Below are 20,619 nucleotides of genomic sequence, written 5' to 3' on the forward strand. Positions count from 1 at the left end.
GAGATAAAAAACATGAAGGTAAATGTAAAATTATGTATGAGTTTGATGGTTGTGATCATGTTACTGGCGATGTATATTCCTAATTCAAGCGTTCATGCAGCGGAAGTACACCATTGGAAGCATTATACAGAGGCTGTCAAGCTAATGGACAAGGGTAAATATAAGGAAGCGATAGTAAAATTAAAAGCAGCTGTAAAGCAAACTAAAAATGGAAGCTATTTACGAAAGCTGGCTGAAGCCTACGAGAAGGATGGACAGTACCAAAACGCTGCAGATACTTACTATGCTGAAGCAGATATTCATTATGCACTAGGCTTAAAAAGTGGAGATATGAATACATACTTTGCAGTACTAGCTATGGCAGATGCACTAAATACAGAAATTGAGCTGTTTATCGAGGATCAAGTGCAAGTCGTGCAGGAGTCAGGCAGCTTAGCGAAGTTTGAGCCTGATAACGGCATGTACATTGGTGCTTTTATTGAAAAAGATAGCGGAGTAGAGGCTAAGAAAGGCGAAAAGTTTGCAGCCTTTAACGAATTAACAGGAAAGCAGCACGCGATTTATTTTAACTACCATCGCTACGGAGCTAATTTCCCCCATATATGGGCGTCACAGGTTAAAGCAGCGGGTGGTGCGATTCATTTGGCAGTACAGCCCGAGGGCGGGCTTAGTGAAGTAAAGGACGATGCTAGCTTGCGAAAATTCGCTAAGGATGCACAAGCGGCAGGTGTTCCTATATTTCTTCGTTTTGCTTCAGAAATGAACGGGAGCTGGGTAACGTGGAGCGGGAATCCTAAGCTTTATATTGAGAAGTTCCGACTAGTTGCCAAAGTTATGGAGGAAGAGGCACCAAATGTTGCAATGGTGTGGTCTCCAGCGGCTAACCCGAAGCATAATATTCATGATTATTATCCAGGAGATGATTACGTCGATTGGGTAGGGCTAAGCATTTATTCAGTTAAGTTTTTTAATGGTGATGTTAAGAGTCCTGCTGATCATGTGAATCCGCTTGATTCCTTGGATTATGTATATCAAGCGTATGCTGACCGCAAACCGATAATGGTAAGTGAGTATGGAGCTACACATTTCAGTAAGGCTGGCAATACCTCAACGGTTAACTTTGCCATTACAAAGATGAATATGCTTTATCATGGTGCGAAATTAAAATATCCACGATTGAAAAATATCAATTGGTTTAGCCTGAATACATTAACGGATTCACATAGCGCTGAGCGCAGCTTAAACAATTTCAGTCTTACAGAAAACAGCTCATTACTAGGCGCATATAAAAATATGATTAAAGATCCATATTATCTAAGTCGAGTGACTCCATTAGCTGAATCCAAGAAGGTATTAGCTCAAAGTGTTGTTCCTATTGAGGATCAAGCGGTTCGTGGCACGAATAGTAAAGTGATTGCATGGGTAAAAACATACGATCCTTACATTAGTAAGGTTGTTTTCTCACTTGATGGCAAACAAGTGGCTGAGAGTAAGCAATATCCATATCAATGGAAAGTTGACACATCAACCTTGTCTCCAGGTGCTCATAAGCTAAAGGTTACCGTATATGACTCAAAGGGACGAATAGCATCTAGCAAGCAGAGTACCATTATGGTCGATACCTCTGCTGACAAGCTTAGTAAGGATCAATACGCACTATATATTAATGAAAAATATGTGTATACGGCAAATGGAAAAATAAAGCTTCCAGTTGCGCCATATACTAGCCAAGGCCGTACACTTGTGCCGCTGCGCTTCATCAGCAATACGTTAGGTGCAGATGTGAAGTGGAACAGCAAAGACAAGTCGATTACGATTAAAGGGAAATCAACGATCGTGCTAACGGAAGGTAGTCAAACCGTAACGGTTGATGGAGTGAAAAGTCAATTAGAGGTTCCGCCTGTATCGATTAAAGGCACGACATTTGTTCCACTCCGGTTTGTCAATGATAAGCTTGGTGGTAAAGTGAGCTATAATAGTAAAAAAGGTCAAATTATTGTAACGAAGTCGTAATGAACGTTTTTTGCACTAATCCCATTCATTAGCGAGCAAGTATTGCTGGATGCTGATATGCATCCTCAATACTTGCTTTTTTATTCGATTAGTTATGAGTAACTAATCGAAGGGTAAATAAAGTTATTTTAGATGAGTTGCATCTTAGCTAGATCTAACTGATCTATGAGGCAGTTTCTTTTGTGTTGCATAAGGACTTGAAAAGTAGTGACTACACAGTGAACGTGGTAGAATAAGAAGAGCTTTTGTTAAGGAGGCACATTATATGATAATTGATTTACAGCATATTCATTGGGAACGTGAAGAACGTACAATTCTGCAGCAAATTCATTGGCAGGTTAAAGAAGGAGAACATTGGTGTTTGCTTGGATTAAATGGGTCTGGCAAAACATCTTTACTTAATATGGTGAACGGCTATCAGTGGCCGACAAGCGGTAAAATTTCAGTATTAGGTCATGAATTTGGCACCTACGATTTAAGAGAGCTCCGTAAAGAGATAGGCTGGGTCAGTACCTCTATGCAGCAGAGATTATATGGCAGCGACATGGCAGTCGATATCGTGCTGAGTGGCAGAGACGCATCCATTGGCATATATGACACACCAACTGCTGACGAACGTGACGCTGCATTGAAGTGGTTGTCTTCTATGGGCTGTGAGCATTTAGCAAAATCACCTTATCGTACATTGTCTCAAGGAGAGAAGCAAAGAGTACTAATCGCTAGAGCCTTAATGAATAAACCCAAGCTGCTTATACTTGACGAGCCGTGTACAGGCTTGGATCTGCTTGCACGTGAGCAGCTGCTTAATATGATTACAGAGCTAAGAGGTCAAGAGCAGTGCCCAACGTTAATCTATGTAACCCATCATGTGGAAGAAATTCTACCTTGCTTCACACATACGTTGTTATTGAAGGATGGAAAAATCTTTGCGAGCGGAACAACTGAGGAAGTGCTTACTCAGCATACGATGTCGAGCTTTTATGAAGTGCCAATCCATCTTGAAAAGGAGAATGAAAGATATTGGTTAACGATCAAGAAGCCATCCTAGAAGAGGGAGTTGCTTCCTTGTCGCGTAAGCAAAGGTTGATTCGATGGATTAAGAAGAGGTTTCATATAGCAATTGCCATCCCAAGCAGGGCGAATCAAGCAGCTTTGACCGTTTTTTATGCAGGATTATGTATGGAGATGGCCTTAACCATTCCAGGTCTACCGACAGGACTTGGTCTATGGGCTGATTATGCGATAATCGGTACAATTTATGTGTTAGCTTCTGCAGTTTTAGTGTTAGGACTTTATTTTATATTTTCGTTTTTTTATTTGAGGTCAATAGCTGGTTGGGTAACGGGAATTCTAGGGATTATTCTGCAAACAACGATTATTTTTGAGCGAAGCAATTGGGGATGGAAAGCCATATCGATCACGAACATCATCATTGTTAGTGCACTTGGTTTGCTTGCATTGCTTGTTTCATATTTATACGCATATCGAAAAAAATCATTGCCTACCGTTATCGCAACGGTAGCCTCGCTACTATGTATTGTCTTTTCTGGGCTTGCTATCAAAAGCTACTGGGATAACGTACAGAAAGCAAAATACATCGCGCAGTACTCTGCTGTATTGCTGCAGGATGCTTCCGCAATGGAAGAATATAGTGATGCAGATCAAGAAACTGCGATAATGGATTCGGAAGATTCAGATAAAGTAGATCTATCCGTAGATGAAGAAGAGGTAGAACAGCAATTAAAGCTTCAACCGCTAGGTATACAGCTGGCTGAGCAAGGTGAATATTCCTTTACTCATTATCGCTATCATTCTGATCCAAGCTGGGACACGGATGATGATTCTTCTACGCTCTATGTCCCATCAACAGATGGATCGACCGTATTAAAGGATTGGTCATGGACGAAGGAACAGTATTGGGGATTTACAGAGCAGGAGATTCCAATGAAGGGACAGCTGTGGATTCCAGAAGGAGAAGGACCTTTTCCAATCGTTTTTATTATGCATGGTAACCATCTAAGTGAGGAGGACTCCTCTGATGGATATGGATATCTTGCAGAATTACTTGCATCTCATGGGATGATCGTCAGCTCAATCGATGCAAACTTTTTAAATTATTCTGTATGGTCTGGAATCGTTGATGATGATCAGCTGCTGCGCTCATGGTTAATGCTTGCTCATATGAATAGCTTATATGATGAAGAATTTCCTGCAGATTGGAATCATGTCGCGTTAATTGGACATTCGCGAGGCGGTCAGGCAGCTGCGATGGCTGTCGATGCTCGTAAATGGCTAATCGATGACATTCCGGTCGTATCAGTCCTGGATAAGGTGAACATTCAAGCGGTCGTTGCCGTAGCACCTACAGATTATCGTGTTGACAGTAAGCAGGCTTATTTGCGTAATGTTAACTATTTAAACTTGCATGGCACGATGGATGCCGATCTAACCGAGTCCTATGGTGAGCGTCAGTATGAACGAACGACGTTTTCTAGGGCTGGTCATTTTAAAGCGAGTGTTGAGATATATCATGCGAATCATGGACAGTTTAATACGGTGTGGGGAAAGTACGACGAAAATTTTCCGGGTGCATTAGCGCTTAATACTGCAGATCTCATGAATGGTGAGGATCAACGTCAGGCTGCCAAGCTGTTCATACACAGCTTTCTACAGGCAAGCTTTACTGGCGATACGAAGTACGAGGCAGTATTCCAGGATTATCGGACAATTGGTGAACAGCTGCCTTTAACAGGCTATGTGAGTCGTTATAGCAGCTCGAATACGAAGCAATGGTATGATTTTGAGAAGCCTTTCACGCTCGGCGCAGATAACGATACCTCGTTGACGGCGAAGACCATTGATCTGAAGGGCAGAAGTGGCGGAGATAAGCAGAATCGCGTATTATGGGTGAACTGGGAAGAGGCGGACAGTGTGCTAACTCTCCCTATTGAGCATTTGCCGTACACTAACCATGAGCGTCAGATCAGCTCAATTGTTGTTTCGCTAGCTAGGGCAGAAAGAATGATGGACCCCGAAGAGGAAGAGAAACTTTCTGAAGAATTGCAGAATTCGCAGAACCTAGCGGATCAAAATTCAATGAACTTAAAAAGTATAAATGCTGCTGATTCGGAGAATAGTGTCGTTGAGGCAAATCGTGATAATGATAACATAGAGCAAGCTGATGATGCAGAAGCTTACACAGGACTTCAGCTTCAACTGAAGCTAAAGGCTGGACACTGGGGAGAGCAAACATTTGATCTTGAGCCCTTTTATCATATTTTACATCCTGCCGCACATGATTTTACGAAGCAAGAATGGCTGGAAGAGAATATAAAGAAAGGGAAATACGATGTTTCAGTCGAACCTTTACTACAGACGTACGTCATTCCGATTTCACTGATTGAGCAAGAGTACCCAAGAGATGGTGTGCTATTTGCGTCAGATGTAGAATCAATTTCATTTATATTTAAGCAAGAGCAGGGAAGCATGATAATAGACGCACTAGGCTATATCACAGAAGGAGGTACTTATGTCGAATATGCCAGATGATTATGTTGAGGAACAGCAACGAGTAGAGCAAGTGACGGAGCTGATACGTAGTCGATTAGAGAAAATTACCGATGTAACCGGAGATATTAAATCTGAGATCGTAGATATTAAACGCAATTTCTGGGAGGATGTAACTGTAAACTTCGAGGATGCTGCGGAGACAGCAGAAACATATGCCAGCATGAAGCAGCAGGCAGAGCTGCTTTCCGAGCGTGAGCGCAGTGAACGGCTGTTAAATGATCAAGTAAAGCTTCTTCATAAGCTAGAAATGTCCCCTTATTTTGGACGTATCGATGTGGCTGAGGAGGGTGAGCCGGTAGATGCAATTTATCTTGGTGTTGGCTCTCTACTGGATGATGAAAATGATAAGTATCTAGTATATGATTGGCGTGCACCAATTTCTAGCGTGTACTATGATTATGGCCCCGGCCCAATCTCCTATCGAACGCCGAATGGAACGATTAGGGGCGAGATGACGCTAAAAAGACAATATATTATTCGATATGGTAAGCTCCTTTCCATGTTCGATACAGGTGTGACGATTGGTGATGAAATCCTGCAGGATGTGCTTGGCAAGCATTCAGACGCACAGATGAAAAGCATCGTTGCTACAATTCAGCAGGAGCAAAATGCTATTATTCGTAATGAGCATGCAAAGCTGCTTGTTGTTCAAGGACCTGCGGGAAGTGGAAAAACGTCAGCAGCGCTTCAGCGTGTTGCTTACTTACTTTACCGTTTTCGTGAGTCTTTAACTGCTGAGCAAATTGTTCTATTCTCTCCTAATCCGATGTTTAACAGCTATGTATCGACCGTATTGCCTGAGCTTGGTGAGCAAAATATGGAGCAAACGACGTACGGTCAATATCTAGAGCATCGTTTAGGCAAAGCATTTGAGCTTGAAGATCAATTTCAGCAATTGGAGTATTGTCTAACCGCTTATGACGACCCAGATTATGAATCGAATATTGCAAGCATAAAGCTCAAGGGCACAGCAAGCTTTATGACCTACATCGATCAATATGTAGAGAGCCTTGGACAGGAAGGAATGCAGTTTAAGAGTATTGTATTCCGAGGAAAGGTGCTTATCTCCAAGAAGAAAATTACAGAGATGTTTTATGCGCTTGATTCAAAGCTAAATATACCGATTCGTTTGCGTGATCTGACGAATATGCTCCTAAAAGAGCTTACAGCGTTGTCAAAGGAGGAGCAAAAGGAGAGCTGGGTCGATGAAGCATTAGAGCTTTTAGATAATGAGCAATATGTAGAAGCGTTCCAGCATCTACGACAAAAGAAGAAATTTACGGAGCAATCCTTTAATGATTATGAGGCAGAGCGTAACTTTCTAGCCGCTCGAATTGTGCAGGAAAAATTTAAGAAGCTTCGTCGACAGGTTAAGCTGTTAAAGTATATCGATATGCCTATGATCTATACTTTAATGTTCCAGCAGGAGCAGGTTCCAAGTGGAGTTTCGCCAGAACTATGGCAAAGCATCTCTACGTTAACGATGGAACGTCTTATTAACAAAGAGATGCCTTATGAAGACGCAACGCCATATTTATATTTAAAGGAACGATTGGAAGGTTTTCATACAAACACTTCGGTTAAATACGTCTTTATTGATGAAGGACAGGATTATTCGCCTTTCCAGCTTCATTATTTGAAGCGAATATTTCCACGGAGCCGAATGACTATCGTCGGAGATATCAATCAAGCAATATTCATTAATACGAGTATGCTGGATCAATTTAATCCATTAGATGGCTTATTTGATGCTAGCGAGACGGAATATATGTCACTGCTTAGAAGCTATCGCTCAACCCAGGAGATTGTAGAATTTACATCTAAAATTATTGATGGCGGGGATCAAATCATTCCATTCAATCGACATGGGCAAGAGCCTGTCGTATCAATCATTGAAAATGATGACGCCTATGATAAAGCGGTAGATGAGCTGCTACAGCGCTGGTTAAGAGAAGGCTTTTCGTCGATTGCGATTATATGCAAAACAGCTCAGGAGTGCAGCGAAGTGTATGAACGCTACTCCGATCGCTGGAAGACACTTAAGCTTATTGATCAAGAAACAGCAACGTTCGAAAAAGGAATTATGGTTATTCCAACCTATCTAGCCAAAGGCGTAGAATTCGACTGTGTGCTCATATATGATGCAAGCAGAAGCAGCTACGAGCTTGAAAGTGAACGTAAGCTGTTCTACACCGCATGTACACGTGCGATGCACGAGCTAGTGCTGTTTTCCTCAGGCGAGCTCACCCCATTTTTAACAAACTAAATAAAGCTAATCTATTAACAAGCCGCTAACGATACAATGTCGTATCGTCAGCGGCTTGTATTTGTTTACTACAACCTTGCAAGCACTAATGATGGTTGAATATCCGATACTGTCCAATATCTTCGATTGCGATGGACTCCTTTGAAGAGAATCCCCTGATCTCATAAATATTGCTACCAGCTGGATAAGCATTTGCTTCTCCGTTGTTTTTCGGAAAAGTTGATACATTTTTACTAATCATTCCTATTTTATCTCCGATTTCAGCTTCAGAAATAAAGTCACCTGATCCCAAGTAAACATTGTCATTCCACTGTACAGCTGCAGGATAATCCTCTACTCCACGAGCACAACAAGTAAGTATCATAAGCATCATCGTAACAATAATGATCATAATAATTTTATGCTTCATTCTTAATCCCCCCTGAATCACAGAGCTTCGAAATCTACTAACAAAAGAACTCAAATGTCCAAACACTCTAAGGAGTAATGGCGAGATTACATCGCAGAAACAGCCCAATATGAGCTCCAGCCAAGTGATGGTGTGAGAACATCACAGAAACGCCCACGAAGATACCACTACAAAGGAATAATGCTGTGAGAACATCGCAGCGACACCCCAAAAAAGCTCCAGCGGAGTAATGGTGAGAGTGGAAAAGCGCAGCGGTTGCCTTTGTCCTTCGATTTCTACATTTAATTCACTTCTAGAAATCGGAGGGCAACAGCAATTGTAACCTCACCATGTACGGAGCGCTGAAATCAGTGGACAACAGCAATTGTAGCCTCATCATTTACGGAGCGCTGAAAATATATGTAACAAACCTTCATGTATTGCTGCTTATCATAATATACATCAGTATGGGTAAGTTTGTAAGTTGGCATGGAGGAGAATGAATGAAAAAATCGTATTGGGGTATCTCACCAGATGAGCTGTATCTATTTAACTGCGGCTTATCACACCATAGCTACCGATTCATGGGGGCGCATCCGATGAGCTGGAATGGTCAGCAGGGCGTCCGATTTGCTGTTTGGGCACCGGAGGCAAGGCAAGTAGCAATAGTCACAGATGAAATAGGCTGGGATACCGAAGGAATACCGTTGACACGGGTAGGCAGCACAGGCATACATATTGGCTTTATAGAAGGCATGCAGCAAGGCACACGCTACAAATACCGAATCCTTACGGCTAACGGAGATGTTCTGCTAAAAAGTGATCCGTATGCATTCTATAGCGAACGAAGACCGAATACGGCATCGATTGTCTATGGCTTGAATGACTTTGAATGGTCCGATCAAGCGTGGTATGAAAAGCTGCAGCAAGCTCCTTCCTATCAACAACCACTATTAATCTATGAGGCACACGCTGGCTCCTGGAGGATAAAAGGAAAGGAGCATTACTATACCTATGAAGAACTAGCTGATCTTCTTATTCCTTATGTGATCGAATGGGGATATACGCATATTGAATTACTGCCGTTAATGGAGCATCCACTTGATCAGTCATGGGGTTACCAGGTGACGGGGTTTTACAGCCCAACAAGCCGCTACGGTAATCCAGATCAGCTGAAGCATTTCATTAATGAGTGTCATAAGCAAGATATCGGTGTCATCTTGGATTGGGTCCCTGGCCATTTCTGCAAGGACAATCATGGCCTGCGATGCTTTGATGGCAGTCCGATCTATGAAGGGGCTGACTGGAAGCGGGCGGAGCTGCCGCTATGGGGAACGCTTAGCTTTGATTACGCGAGAAGTGAAGTAATCAGCTTTTTACTATCTAACGCCATCTATTGGATAGATTCGTTTCATTTTGACGGTTTACGGGTGGATGCTGTTGCAACAATGCTTGATCTCCATATGGACAAGCCGCCAGAGCTTCACACCTTAAATGAAGATGGCGGAAGACTCAATCTGAACGCTATACGCTTTCTCAGAACATTGAACGAAACCATCTTTCATTATTACCCCAACATATTGATGCTTGCGGAGGATTCATCCTCTTTTGCTGCTGTGACGAAGCCAACGGATGTGGGGGGACTCGGTTTCAACTATAAATGGAATATGGGATGGATGAACGATATGCTGCGTTACATGTCCATGTCTCCAGAGGAGCGTACAACACATCATCATCTCATTACCTTTTCGATTTGGTATGCATTTTCAGAAAACTTTGTGCTTCCACTCTCACATGATGAGGTCGTACATGGAAAACGATCATTGCTAAATAAAATGTGGGGCAGCTATGAACAGAAATTTGCCCAGCTTAGAATGTTTTACGGCTATTGGATCACTCACCCAGGTAAAAAACTGCTATTTATGGGTGGGGAATGGGGCCAGTTTGATGAATGGAAGGATCAGCATATGTTGGATTGGGAGGTGCTGCAATATGAATCGCATCAAAGCATGCATCGCTATGTTAAGGAACTGAACCATCTATACCGTAATCAGCCTTTGCTTTGGGAGAACGATTTTGAGCCGGAAACGTTTCATTGGATAGATGTGAATAATGCAGCTCAATCACAAATTTCTTTTATTCGCAAAAGCTCACATGGTCTTCTGCTCATCGTGGCCAATTTTTCGGAGAACCATTATCACCATTATCGAATTGGAGCACCTTTGTCAGGTATATATGAGCTGCTTTTGCATAGTAATGAAGTCAAGTATGGTGGCACGACAACGGTTGTACATAGAGAAATTCATAGTGAACAAGTGCCCATGCACGGTCAACCGCACAGTATTTCAATAGAGTTGCCTCCATTTACATGTTTGCTTTATTCCTTTCAAGAGAAGGAGAAGCAAGTGGAAGATAAAAATAACGTAATTAATTTGTAAGGGGATGATGTTCATGGTTCGTAAAGAAATGATCGCAATGCTGTTGGCTGGTGGGGAGGGAAAACGATTAGGTGTGCTGACAAAGGATTTGGCTAAGCCAGCCGTATATTTTGGTGGGAAATATCGGATCATTGACTTTACCTTAAGCAACTGTGTGCATTCAGGATTGGATACGGTAGGTGTCCTTACTCAATACCAACCGCTCGAGCTGAATCGATATTTAGGAATAGGCTCGCCTTGGGGCTTAGATCGAAGAGACGGCGGTATGACGATATTACCTCCATATATGCAAAAAGCAGGAGGAGTTTGGTATAAAGGAACGGCAAATGCTATCTATCAAAATATCCCCTACATTGAACGCTACGAACCAGAATATGTGCTCGTTATCTCAGGTGATCATATCTATAAAATGGACTATGAGCTAATGCTGCAGCATCATAAGGAGAGGAATGCAGCTGTCACCATTGCTGGCATCGAAGTGGATTGGAAGGAAGCCAGTCGCTTTGGGCTGATGCATATCGATGAACATAACCATATTACTGGATTCGAAGAGAAACCAAAAATTCCTACGAGCAATCTCGCTTCGATGGGTGTCTATATCTTCGATTGGAAAATACTAAAAAGCTATTTAATTGCGGATGAGAATAATCCGATGTCCACGAATGATTTTGGCAAGGATGTCATTCCAGCTATGATGAACGATAATTTGCTGCTAAATTGCTATATCTATGACGGATATTGGAAGGATGTCGGTACGATTGACAGCCTGTGGGAAGCGAATATGGACTTGCTAGAGGATCAACCTTCACTTGATCTAGGCGACCCGCAGTGGCGAATTTACTCCGTTAATCCGAATCAACCTGCACAATTTATCGCAGCAAATGCAAGCATTACATCCAGTCTAGTCTCAGAAGGCTGCTTAATAGAAGGAGACATTAATCGTTCCGTTCTATTTTATGGAGTAAGCTTGGGCGAGCATTCGACGGTAACGGAGTCTGTCATTATGCCAAGAGTGAAGATTGGCAAGCATGTCCAAATCCACCGAGCCATCATCGGAGATGGAGCGATTATTGAGGATCATGCCGTAATCGGCTCCCCGGATAGCAAAGAGATAACCGTTATTCCTGTTGGAGAGCATGTAAAAGCGCGAGAGAATTTAATGGGGGTGGAATAAATGAATAAGCAAAAAATTATGGGTGTTATCAATCTTATCCATGAAACAGATGAACTGGATAAATTAACACACGGGCGCTGCACTGCTACTGTTCCATTCGGCTCTCGCTACCGATTAATAGATTTCACTTTATCCAATATGGTTAACTCGGGCATTGGTGAGGTTGGTATCTTTGTTCATCAACGTTACCGCTCATTAATGGATCATATAGGTAGCGGGAAGAGCTGGGATCTGCAGCATAGAAAGAGCGGTTTGTTTGTTTTGCCTCCCATTACAGACGATGTACAGGAGCTAAGCAGAGGGGATTTGTTTCATTTTTATCAAAATCGAGACTATTTTTTACGGTCAGCACCGGAATACGTATTAATTACAAGAAGTCATATGGTATGCAATATAGATTATCGCAGAGTGCTTGAGCAGCATATTGCTAAACAGGCAGATATTAGCGTCGTCTGCTCTCATAGTACGGAGCCAGTGCTTGGAAAAGCAAGAAAGGTTCGAATGGATGAAAATGGGCTGATCACGGAAATTCAAGATTCCTACGGCAGAATGGTTAGTGATCATTACAATATGGAAATGTACCTCATGAAGAAGGAGCTTCTAATGGACCTGGTTGAGACATCGCTAGCGAAGGGGCAGGATCATTTGGTTCGCCATGCAATTTTCTCTAGACTGAACGAGCTTAACGTTTATGGCTATGTACATGATGGCTTTCTCGCTATTGTCAATACGATAAATAGCTACTATGGCAATAGTATGAAGCTGCTTGAGCCTGAAGTTTGGCGTAGTTTATTTACTGAGCCTGCGCCTATTTATACGAAAGTAAAGGATGGGCCGCCAGCACGATATACGAATAATGCTGATGTGTCACGATCGATTATTGCAAATGGTTGCCTCATCGAAGGGAAGGTGCATAACAGCATCCTATTCAGAGGAGTACATGTTCACCCAGGGGCTGTTGTGGAGGATAGCATCATTATGCAGAACGGAATCATACTACCGAACAGTACAGTAAAATGCAGCATTTTCGATAAGGACGTTGTCCTTGAGGAGAATCGTGAAGTGAAGGGCGTAAGCTCAGGCCCATACTTGGCAGGGAAAAGAAAGGTCATCTAGCGCATGATATGAAAGTCATCAATTGACTCGAAACGTATTCCTAGCAATAACTGCCGTGTACTGCGTAGCGGCTATAGAGATAAGAATAGGAGGGCAGTGTGGATGAATGTACTGTTTGCAACATCCGAGGCTGTACCCATTGCCAAAACAGGCGGACTTGCTGATGTGGCAGGAGCTCTTCCGAAGGCACTTAAGGAGCTGTCGGTCAATGTATCTGTCGTCATGCCCAAATACGGACTAATTAAGGATGAAGTATTGCAGCATTTTACTCAAATCGCCAATTTTGAGGTCGGATTTGGCTGGCGCAATCAGTATGTCGGCCTGTGGAAGGGTGAGCTTGACGGCATCACCTATTATTTGATCGACAATGAGTATTATTTCAAACGCGGTGGCTTGTATGGCTATGGGGATGATGCGGAAAGATTCGTATTTTTTAGTGTTGCTGTATTAGCAGCTGCATTCTATTATGAGCAAACCTTTCAGCTTGTTCATTGCAACGATTGGCAGACCGGACTTATACCATTTTTATTAAAGCAGCGTTTTGCGGATCATGAATACTGGGCGAAGGCAAAGAGTGTGTTTACAATTCACAATTTGATGTATCAAGGGATTTACGGAATCGAACAATTGAAGGAGCTGCTAGGAGCTGGTGACGAATGGTTTACTGCAGCAGGACTGGAGTTCTACGGTGATGCTAGCTGCTTGAAAGCAGGAGTGCAGTTCGCAGATAAGCTAACAACGGTAAGTCCGACGTATGCATTAGAGATTCAAACCGCATATTATGGCGAGCGTATGGATTCCTTGCTCAGTTATCGTAGAGAAGATCTAATCGGTATTGTTAACGGCATTGATACCTCTATTTTTAATCCAATGAATGATCCTCATATTAAGCTACCGTATCGTCATTCCTTGCAACGCAAGCGTAAAAATAAGCTCGATCTGCAGGAGGAGATGTCTTTGCCACTAGATGAGACGATTCCATTGATTGGCTTAGTATCTCGATTAGTCGAGCAGAAAGGGCTTGATCTGGTCATTGCTACGCTCGATGAACTGCTTCAGGACAATGTGCAAATGATGGTGCTTGGAGCGGGCGATGAAAAGTATGAGCGCTACTTCTATGAGGCCTCACTTCGCCATCCAACGAAGTTTCGGTTTTGGCTTGGATACAGTGATCGAGTCGCAAGTCGTATCTATGCAGGAGCTGATATGTTTGCGATGCCATCGAGATTTGAGCCATGCGGGCTTAGTCAGTTAATCTCTCTGCAATATCGAACTGTCCCTATTGTACGTGAAACAGGAGGACTGAAGGATACCGTCTTACCCTACAATGAATTCACAGCAGAGGGTAGCGGGTTTACATTTGCCCATTACAATGCACACGAGTATTTATTTACTGTTCAACGTGCTGTCCGCATCTATCAAGATGCTAAGGTATGGCAGCGCATTGTAGACAATGGCTCCCGTGTTGATTACAGCTGGAGCAGCTCCGCGAAGCAATATAAGACATTGTACGAACAGCTTATATCATAAGAATTGGGGGAAAGTCGGTATGGCTCGACATTTGGTCATTGGCAACGGTAAAATGCTCATAAATATGGATCAGCATGGCTTTATTCGCGATATTTATTATCCATATGTAGGTCAATTAAATCATGTCGGGGGACATTATTGCAGAGTCGGTATTTGGGTGCAGGGAGAGTTTAGCTGGCTCGATCACTCGGAATGGAAGTTTGAGCTGGATTATGTAGAGGATTCTCTTGTTACAAATATTCGAGCTAGGCATGATCGACTGGGGATCGAGCTTCAGATCAACGATGGTATTCATCAGAGGGAATGCATATATCTAAAGCAGATCACGATACGCAACCACCGAGATAAAGCACGCGAAGTCAGGCTGTTCTTTCATCAGGATTTGATGATTGAAGGAACAGAGGTTGGTGATACCGCACTGTATTACCCTGATAATCAGACCATCGTTCATTATAAAAGATCGAACTACTTTATGTTTAACGGCTTAACGGATGAGGGAGGAATCGTGCAGTACTCCACAGGGGTGAAACGATTCAATACGGCGGAAGGCACATGGAGAGACGCAGAGGATGGCGTGCTGATGGGTAACGGCATTGCACAAGGCTCAGTAGACAGTACACTGTGTCTAAAAACTACGGTAGACGGCGAGAATGAAAAAACAGTATTTTACTGGATGTCGATTGCACAAAACCTTGATAAGGTAAAGGAGCTCGATCATTATGTAAGGGAGCATCACCCAGAACGTTTGCTTAGCCGTGTCGTAGTATATTGGCGCCACTGGCTGGAGCGTGCTGAATCCGATCTGGGCGACCTGCCTCCACAGGTTGCGAAGCTGTTTAAGCTCAGCCTACTGATCGTTCGAACACAGACGGATGAGCATGGCGCGATAACTGCAGCGAATGATACTGATATTCTGCAGTACAATCGTGATCATTACAGCTATATGTGGCCACGAGATGGCGCACTTGTTGCTGATGCGATGTCACTAGCAGGGTATCAAAGCATGATTGCCCCGTTCTTCACCTTCTGTGCCAATGCCATTACTAGTGAAGGTTATTTGAACCACAAGTATAATCCTGACGGCACCGTTGGCTCCAGCTGGCATCCATTCATCGTTCAAGGGAGTGAAAGACTGCCTATTCAAGAGGATGAAACCGCACTTGTGTTATTTGCTTTATGGCAGGATTACACTAGACATCAAATTATTGAGCTTCCTCAAGGCTTATATTCGAAGCTTATTCGTCACGCGGCTAATTTCCTAAGCAGCTTTATAGAGCCTGAGCTGAATCTCCCTAAGCCAAGCTATGATCTATGGGAAGAGCGTTACGGCATATGGACATACACTGTTGCAAGTGTGTATGGCGGATTAATGGCAGCAGCTAATTTCACGGATTTGTTCGGTGATTACGAGCGAAGCGATCATTATCGCCGCACTGCAGAGAGAATGAAGCAAGGAATGCTGGAGCATTTATGGAATGAGGAAGCAGGAAGATTTGCTCGAGGCTTGATTTATAAGGATGGCAAGTGGGTAAAGGATATGACGCTGGAAAGCAGTATGTTTGGAGTGCTGGATTTTGGAGTATTGGCCGTTGATGATGAGCGTGTGCAAAAAACGATGAAGTCAATAAAGCAAGGCTTAAGAGTGAAAACAGAAATTGGCGGAATTGCACGCTACAAAAACGATTATTACTTCCAGCAAACGAGTGATATTGATCGTATTCCAGGCAATCCTTGGATTATTTGTACGCTTTGGGTTGCGAATTTTGAGATTCAAACAGCTGCTAGTCTAGCGGATTTGGAAAGTCCGAAGCGCACACTCGAATGGGTGACTAAGCATGCGCTGCCGAGTGGTATTCTACCTGAACAGCTGAACCCCTTCGATGGGAGTCCGTTATCTGTTGCACCACTTACATGGTCGCATGCGACACTTGTTCAATCTGTCTGCAAGTACGCTGCTAAATATAAAGAACTGAAGCGGTTATAAGTAATAAGGGATGCGAACCATACAAGCTATTGGTTCGCATCCCTTTTATTAGGTAATACGTATTGGATTATTGCCTTTTGCCGGTTTTCAGCAACTAGTCTTCGGCCATTGCCAAGCTGAATATTGCCTGCTTGAGAGTTTGATATCACCTTTATCGTGTCAACCTCAATTGTATGAAGTTGATTGGGAAGCGGGGCGAGCTGTGCCATATAAGCGTGCTCTGTTTTTCCCTGTGGCAGCAGTGATTCCAGTTCAACTACAGGCCTAGTAAATAGAGAATAGTGCTCAAATAGAGGCTCATCGGCTCCATAGACCGAACGATTACGCTCAATGGACATCGATTGATTGTATAAATAGCTATGATCACGATCTCCTACCTGAATGATAGAGCTGGTTGAATTACTTAAAACATTTAATAGCTTTACGTTAACAATCGTATCCTTACTCATAGCTCCTCCATTAAGGCGTCAGTGCATGAAAATGAATGTGTGCTGACTCTATTTGATGTTTCTCTTATGTCCATTCTTCACACTCCTGTTTAATGAAGGGAAAGGTCCAATCTGAATGCCAGACTGCGGTGTCTCAAGTGTTGAATAAAGCATCACTTGATCGTTGTCCCCAATTTGTAAATTAGAGCTTGCGGACAAGTCGAGCACATCGATCGCCCCGACCTTTAGCTGTTGCTGATGAATATGAATATTCATAATAATGATCTACTCCTTATTTTCCTGACTTAATCGATACAAATATTGATCGATCGCACTTTCAATGTCAGCGAGGGTGAGCTTAATTAATTGCTGCTGGAGCTCTTCAATCTCTATACTCTCGTTTTTGCTTTGCTGCACATCAAAATAATAATGAACACGAGCTGGCAGCTGTCTATCCAGGTCTTCGATAATAAGCTTTTTATGTTCTTCATTGATTTCGAGCTGAAGCAGGGAGCTCTGTCTGTCAATGTAAGAGTCGAAGCGCTGTTGAAGCGACAAGCGTATATGCTCGATGCATGTATTAATGAGCTGCCCATCACTTGACGACGTATCATCATTCTCTACTGTAGACTGTCGTTTGTTTTTTGGCTCTGCTGAACCCGCAGCATATTGTTGATGCAGTCGGTTCTTTAATCTTGTATTGGGCTTGGCTACATCACGTGGTGAGCTCGGTGTTGATCTTTTGAATGATGGATTAGCTGAATCGTTGCCGTTGGTATTGTAGGGGAAAGGTGGTGCAGCATTGGCGTTCTGCTGCTGCATGACAAAGTCCTCGATCATCATCGGCAATTGCTCGGGATTGCTAGTGGATAATCCAATTTGCAATGAGCCTTCTAATGTATCCACCTTTAATTGGTCAAAATGATATTCGATTTTTTCTACATGATATATCGGTGAAGAATGCTCTTGCATGGCAAGCTGCTGTTTGATTCGTTGTAGCTCATGCTCCAGTCTTTCAATCGTCTGCTGCTGCTCTTGCATGCGTTGTTCTATGCGAATGGCCCATTGCTGCCAAGCATGAAGCGGATTAGAAGGAGGATCAGAGTTGTACATATCAATCAGAGCCCTTCTGTATTAATTTGGATTCGGCAAAGGTACAAGTGAGGGACTGAAAAAATCTTCAGGTTCAAATTCGTCGTATGTTGAACCGGGAATCGGCTGCCCCGTTACATAGGAGGCAGCATTTATCCCGCCAGATGTACCAATTTGAAGCATCGAGCTATTACTTACCGATTCAATTCGTATCGTTCCAACATAGATATGCTGCTGTACATTAAACATTATGAAGAAGCTCCTCCCAGGTTCGAATCAATTTCATTATCGAGCGTATTCGTTGCACTCATCCCCGAATTGGAGTTCGCTAGGCTTCCTGTTATAAATGAACCAGCTCCTGCAAATGTTTTTGACGCACTATTAGGTGTGACTCCAACCGCATCTCCGAATTGAACCACTCCTCCAGAACCGTTACTGACGATATTGACGAATCCTACAAAGGCTGGCATAGCCTCACCTGCTTTCCATATTTTATAGTAGTCTATGCATCAAATGCCTAGTGGTGACAATGTTTGAAGGTTAGGTGCCCACTCCAAGCGACATGCATATGCTATATAAACATTAATCAAAAGAAGGTGAGGAAATGAATAATTGGTCTGAATTGCAGAAATGGTTAACGACAACAAACTTTGAAAAAAGTATGGAGGCATTAAAGGATATACCAATCGTAGAGCAGTTTTTTAATAATATGAAGTCTGGCTCGAATGAAGAGCGATCCGCTCTAAAAAACTATCGATTTAAAGAAGGAAAAGAGTATCTTGATGTGCTATATGAGCTGCCTGCTCATACCAATATCGAGGATATAAGGCTTTATATTCGTGAGGATTATGTACGGATTGAAGGATTGCCAGATGAAACGATTGAGATGATTAAGCTGCCAAGGCTCGTAAAGGCAAGGAATTGTCGAGCCAAGCTAGTAAACGGTGAGCTGTATATTCGACTAATGAAAAGACCAAGGTCAAGAAAATTTTATGAGCATCACATTCAAAACTAGCTATTAAAGTCATGATCTAGTATAATGTCTAGTGATTGTCATACGTAATGTGAGGGAGTGTACACATTGTCAGTCGTAGATGTTAGTGCTGTATCAGCGGACTTTTTTATACTTGCTGTCGTTTTTATTTTGCTTATTTTTGGTTTGCTTAGCTTTGGGATATTAAAGATGTTTCAACAGCGCTTCCGTACAGGTTGGTTCAGCTTTGCGGGTGCGATCGTTAGCTCTATCGTATTTATCGTAATCATTAATGTATGGTATGTGCAATAGACGGAGGTGGCATTATGAACTTAACAGCCGCATGGTTTGTTATTAATATCTTTTTTGTCGCTTCGTTTATTGTTACGCTTTTTATGCATCGTGCTGTAATGATGTCTGCTACGTCACCCGGCGATTCTAGCCGTAACAAAAAGCTTAAAATAATTCGCAACAGCTTTATTGTAGCAACTGCAATATTATTCGTAGCGATGAGTGCGACTTTCATCAGCAATATGTATATTAATGGCTAAGCTCTCTTTCTAATTAGAGAGCTTTTTGTTAATGATAGAATATAACGTGAATTTTGATGGAGGAACCGTTATGCAGACGATAGAAGAAATTGTTTCTCTTATGTCATCGCAAGGCTTAAGAGTAACAGATCAACGGAAAACGTTAGCAAAATTATTTTTTGAGACGAAGGGCTATCTATCCCCCAAGGATGTTTATGATTATATGGGAAAAACGTATGCTGGTCTTAGCTTTGATACGGTATACCGCAATCTGAGGGTGATGGAGGAGCTAGGTGTTATTGAACAGGTGATGTTTGAGGATGGCGTTAAATTCAAAATCCATTGCCGTGAGCATGATCACCATCACCATATGATTTGCCTGGATTGTGGTGCAACGTATCCAATCAAGTTCTGCCCGATGGAGCAAACGGACGTCCCAGCAGATTTTAAAGTGATGCGTCATAAATTTGAAGTTTTCGGTCAATGTAAGGCATGTGCCTTGCAAGAAGGAGAGCAGTAAGGTGAGTAAACCTAACGCTTCCTCGCTTGCAGCAAAGCTGGCAAAGGCACCTATCTATGGCTATCGCCGGTTTATATCGCCGTTAAAGCCACCAACGTGCCGCTTTTATCCAACTTGCTCAGCTTATGGACTTGAGGCGATCGACAAGCATGGTGTGCTCGCAGGCTCGTGGCTGACGATTAAGCGAATCTGTAAATGCCATCCTTTTCATCCTGGTGGAATAGATTACGTACCAGAGCCTAAGACTAAGCAAGAACATAACAACTAGTTATGTGCCTGACTTGACTTTCATACACATATTTTCTATATTTAATTTATATCATGAGCCAATGAAGAGATGAGTACATTAGAGGAGCCGTATAGAGAGTACGGTGCTTGGTGGAAGCCGACGGGCAATGCTAATGGAAGATGGTCTTGGAGGCACTTTTTTCGAGCATAGGTTGTAAGGGAAAAGCGTAGGTCTGCGTTAAAGACAATACCTATCGGTGTAATGAGCAAGCGCTGCAGCTTTGCAGTGTCTTGGAAATTGGGTGGTACCACGTGAGTTAAACTCTCGTCCCATGTTGGACGGGAGTTTTTTGTATTTAAAAATAAGGA

Annotated in this window: 20 protein-coding genes and 1 other annotated feature; of the genes, 14 read left to right on the forward strand and 6 right to left on the reverse strand. The window is 42.7% G+C overall.

The window, feature by feature from the left end; genetic code table 11:
* The first annotated feature begins 12 nt into the window (after positions 1-12).
* The 4 genes from NSQ99_RS08580 to helD all read left to right on the forward strand — a co-directional run bounded on the left by NSQ99_RS08580 (position 13) and on the right by helD (position 7,849).
* A complete protein-coding gene (locus tag NSQ99_RS08580; RefSeq protein ID WP_251666729.1) occupies positions 13-2,013 on the forward strand; it encodes a stalk domain-containing protein in 2,001 nt (666 codons plus the stop codon).
* A gap of 265 nt (positions 2,014-2,278) precedes the next feature.
* Complete coding sequence (locus tag NSQ99_RS08585) at positions 2,279-3,061, forward strand: ABC transporter ATP-binding protein (protein ID WP_251666728.1); 783 nt, start codon at positions 2,279-2,281, stop codon at positions 3,059-3,061.
* Complete coding sequence (locus NSQ99_RS08590) at positions 3,034-5,562, forward strand: poly(ethylene terephthalate) hydrolase family protein (protein ID WP_251666727.1); 2,529 nt, start codon at positions 3,034-3,036, stop codon at positions 5,560-5,562. The genes NSQ99_RS08585 and NSQ99_RS08590 overlap by 28 nt, the downstream gene beginning before the upstream one ends.
* Positions 5,543-7,849 carry an RNA polymerase recycling motor HelD gene (gene helD, locus NSQ99_RS08595; RefSeq protein WP_340836196.1) on the forward strand — a complete coding sequence of 769 codons (2,307 nt, stop codon included), beginning with the start codon at positions 5,543-5,545 and terminating at the stop codon, positions 7,847-7,849. The genes NSQ99_RS08590 and helD overlap by 20 nt, the downstream gene beginning before the upstream one ends.
* Positions 7,850-7,934: 85 nt before the next feature.
* On the opposite strand, the gene NSQ99_RS08600 is transcribed toward helD, so the two are convergent.
* Entirely contained in the window at positions 7,935-8,258 is a 324-nt protein-coding gene (locus NSQ99_RS08600) for a hypothetical protein (protein WP_340836197.1), read from the reverse strand.
* A 482-nt stretch (positions 8,259-8,740) separates the two neighbouring features.
* On the opposite strand from NSQ99_RS08600, the gene glgB reads away from it, so the two are divergent.
* The 5 genes from glgB to NSQ99_RS08625 all read left to right on the forward strand — a co-directional run bounded on the left by glgB (position 8,741) and on the right by NSQ99_RS08625 (position 16,479).
* The gene (glgB, locus tag NSQ99_RS08605) at positions 8,741-10,675 is read left to right on the forward strand and encodes a 1,4-alpha-glucan branching protein GlgB (RefSeq protein ID WP_340836198.1); all 1,935 of its coding nucleotides are present in this window, start codon (positions 8,741-8,743) and stop codon (positions 10,673-10,675) included.
* Positions 10,676-10,688: 13 nt separating this feature from the next.
* Positions 10,689-11,849 (forward strand): glucose-1-phosphate adenylyltransferase, encoded by a 1,161-nt coding sequence (locus tag NSQ99_RS08610; RefSeq protein ID WP_251666723.1) that lies wholly within the window; start codon positions 10,689-10,691, stop codon positions 11,847-11,849.
* Positions 11,850-12,965 (forward strand): glucose-1-phosphate adenylyltransferase subunit GlgD, encoded by a 1,116-nt coding sequence (glgD, locus tag NSQ99_RS08615; protein ID WP_251666722.1) that lies wholly within the window; start codon positions 11,850-11,852, stop codon positions 12,963-12,965.
* A 102-nt stretch (positions 12,966-13,067) separates the two neighbouring features.
* Positions 13,068-14,495, forward strand: a complete 1,428-nt coding sequence (gene glgA, locus NSQ99_RS08620) for a glycogen synthase GlgA (protein ID WP_340836200.1) — start codon at positions 13,068-13,070, stop codon at positions 14,493-14,495.
* A 19-nt stretch (positions 14,496-14,514) separates the two neighbouring features.
* Positions 14,515-16,479: a glycoside hydrolase family 15 protein gene (locus NSQ99_RS08625; protein ID WP_251666720.1), complete on the forward strand. Its 1,965-nt coding sequence runs from the start codon at positions 14,515-14,517 to the stop codon at positions 16,477-16,479.
* Positions 16,480-16,505: 26 nt separating this feature from the next.
* Here the strand turns inward: NSQ99_RS08625 and NSQ99_RS08630 are convergent, their stop codons facing one another.
* The 5 genes from NSQ99_RS08630 to NSQ99_RS08650 are packed head-to-tail and all read right to left on the reverse strand — an operon-like array spanning position 16,506 to position 18,469.
* The gene (locus NSQ99_RS08630; RefSeq protein ID WP_251666719.1) at positions 16,506-16,928 is read right to left on the reverse strand and encodes a spore germination protein GerPE; all 423 of its coding nucleotides are present in this window, start codon (positions 16,926-16,928) and stop codon (positions 16,506-16,508) included.
* Positions 16,929-16,976: 48 nt separating this feature from the next.
* A complete protein-coding gene (locus NSQ99_RS08635) occupies positions 16,977-17,183 on the reverse strand; it encodes a spore gernimation protein GerPD (RefSeq protein ID WP_340836201.1) in 207 nt (68 codons plus the stop codon).
* Between the two features lie 9 nt (positions 17,184-17,192).
* A complete protein-coding gene (gene gerPC, locus NSQ99_RS08640) occupies positions 17,193-18,020 on the reverse strand; it encodes a spore germination protein GerPC (protein WP_340836202.1) in 828 nt (275 codons plus the stop codon).
* A 21-nt stretch (positions 18,021-18,041) separates the two neighbouring features.
* The gene (locus NSQ99_RS08645) at positions 18,042-18,248 is read right to left on the reverse strand and encodes a spore germination protein GerPB (RefSeq protein ID WP_251666716.1); all 207 of its coding nucleotides are present in this window, start codon (positions 18,246-18,248) and stop codon (positions 18,042-18,044) included.
* On the reverse strand, positions 18,248-18,469 hold the full coding sequence (locus tag NSQ99_RS08650; RefSeq protein ID WP_251666715.1) for a spore germination protein: 222 nt from the start codon (positions 18,467-18,469) through the stop codon (positions 18,248-18,250). Before NSQ99_RS08650 ends, NSQ99_RS08645 begins: the two co-directional genes overlap by 1 nt.
* Before the next feature lie 134 nt (positions 18,470-18,603).
* On the opposite strand from NSQ99_RS08650, the gene NSQ99_RS08655 reads away from it, so the two are divergent.
* The 5 genes from NSQ99_RS08655 (at position 18,604) to yidD (ending at position 20,290) form a co-directional block, all read left to right on the forward strand.
* On the forward strand, positions 18,604-19,014 hold the full coding sequence (locus NSQ99_RS08655) for an Hsp20/alpha crystallin family protein (protein WP_340836203.1): 411 nt from the start codon (positions 18,604-18,606) through the stop codon (positions 19,012-19,014).
* 66 nt (positions 19,015-19,080) lie between these two features.
* The gene (locus tag NSQ99_RS08660; RefSeq protein ID WP_251666713.1) at positions 19,081-19,284 is read left to right on the forward strand and encodes a hypothetical protein; all 204 of its coding nucleotides are present in this window, start codon (positions 19,081-19,083) and stop codon (positions 19,282-19,284) included.
* A gap of 14 nt (positions 19,285-19,298) precedes the next feature.
* On the forward strand, positions 19,299-19,523 hold the full coding sequence (locus NSQ99_RS08665; protein ID WP_251666712.1) for a hypothetical protein: 225 nt from the start codon (positions 19,299-19,301) through the stop codon (positions 19,521-19,523).
* A 70-nt stretch (positions 19,524-19,593) separates the two neighbouring features.
* On the forward strand, positions 19,594-20,022 hold the full coding sequence (locus NSQ99_RS08670; RefSeq protein ID WP_251666711.1) for a Fur family transcriptional regulator: 429 nt from the start codon (positions 19,594-19,596) through the stop codon (positions 20,020-20,022).
* Position 20,023: 1 nt separating this feature from the next.
* Complete coding sequence (yidD, locus tag NSQ99_RS08675; RefSeq protein WP_251666710.1) at positions 20,024-20,290, forward strand: membrane protein insertion efficiency factor YidD; 267 nt, start codon at positions 20,024-20,026, stop codon at positions 20,288-20,290.
* A gap of 52 nt (positions 20,291-20,342) precedes the next feature.
* Positions 20,343-20,586: a binding site (T-box leader), on the forward strand.
* The last annotated feature ends 33 nt before the right edge of the window (positions 20,587-20,619 follow it).

The organism is Paenibacillus sp. FSL W7-1287 (assembly GCF_038004245.1).
Taxonomy (GTDB): domain Bacteria; phylum Bacillota; class Bacilli; order Paenibacillales; family Paenibacillaceae; genus Pristimantibacillus; species Pristimantibacillus camelliae.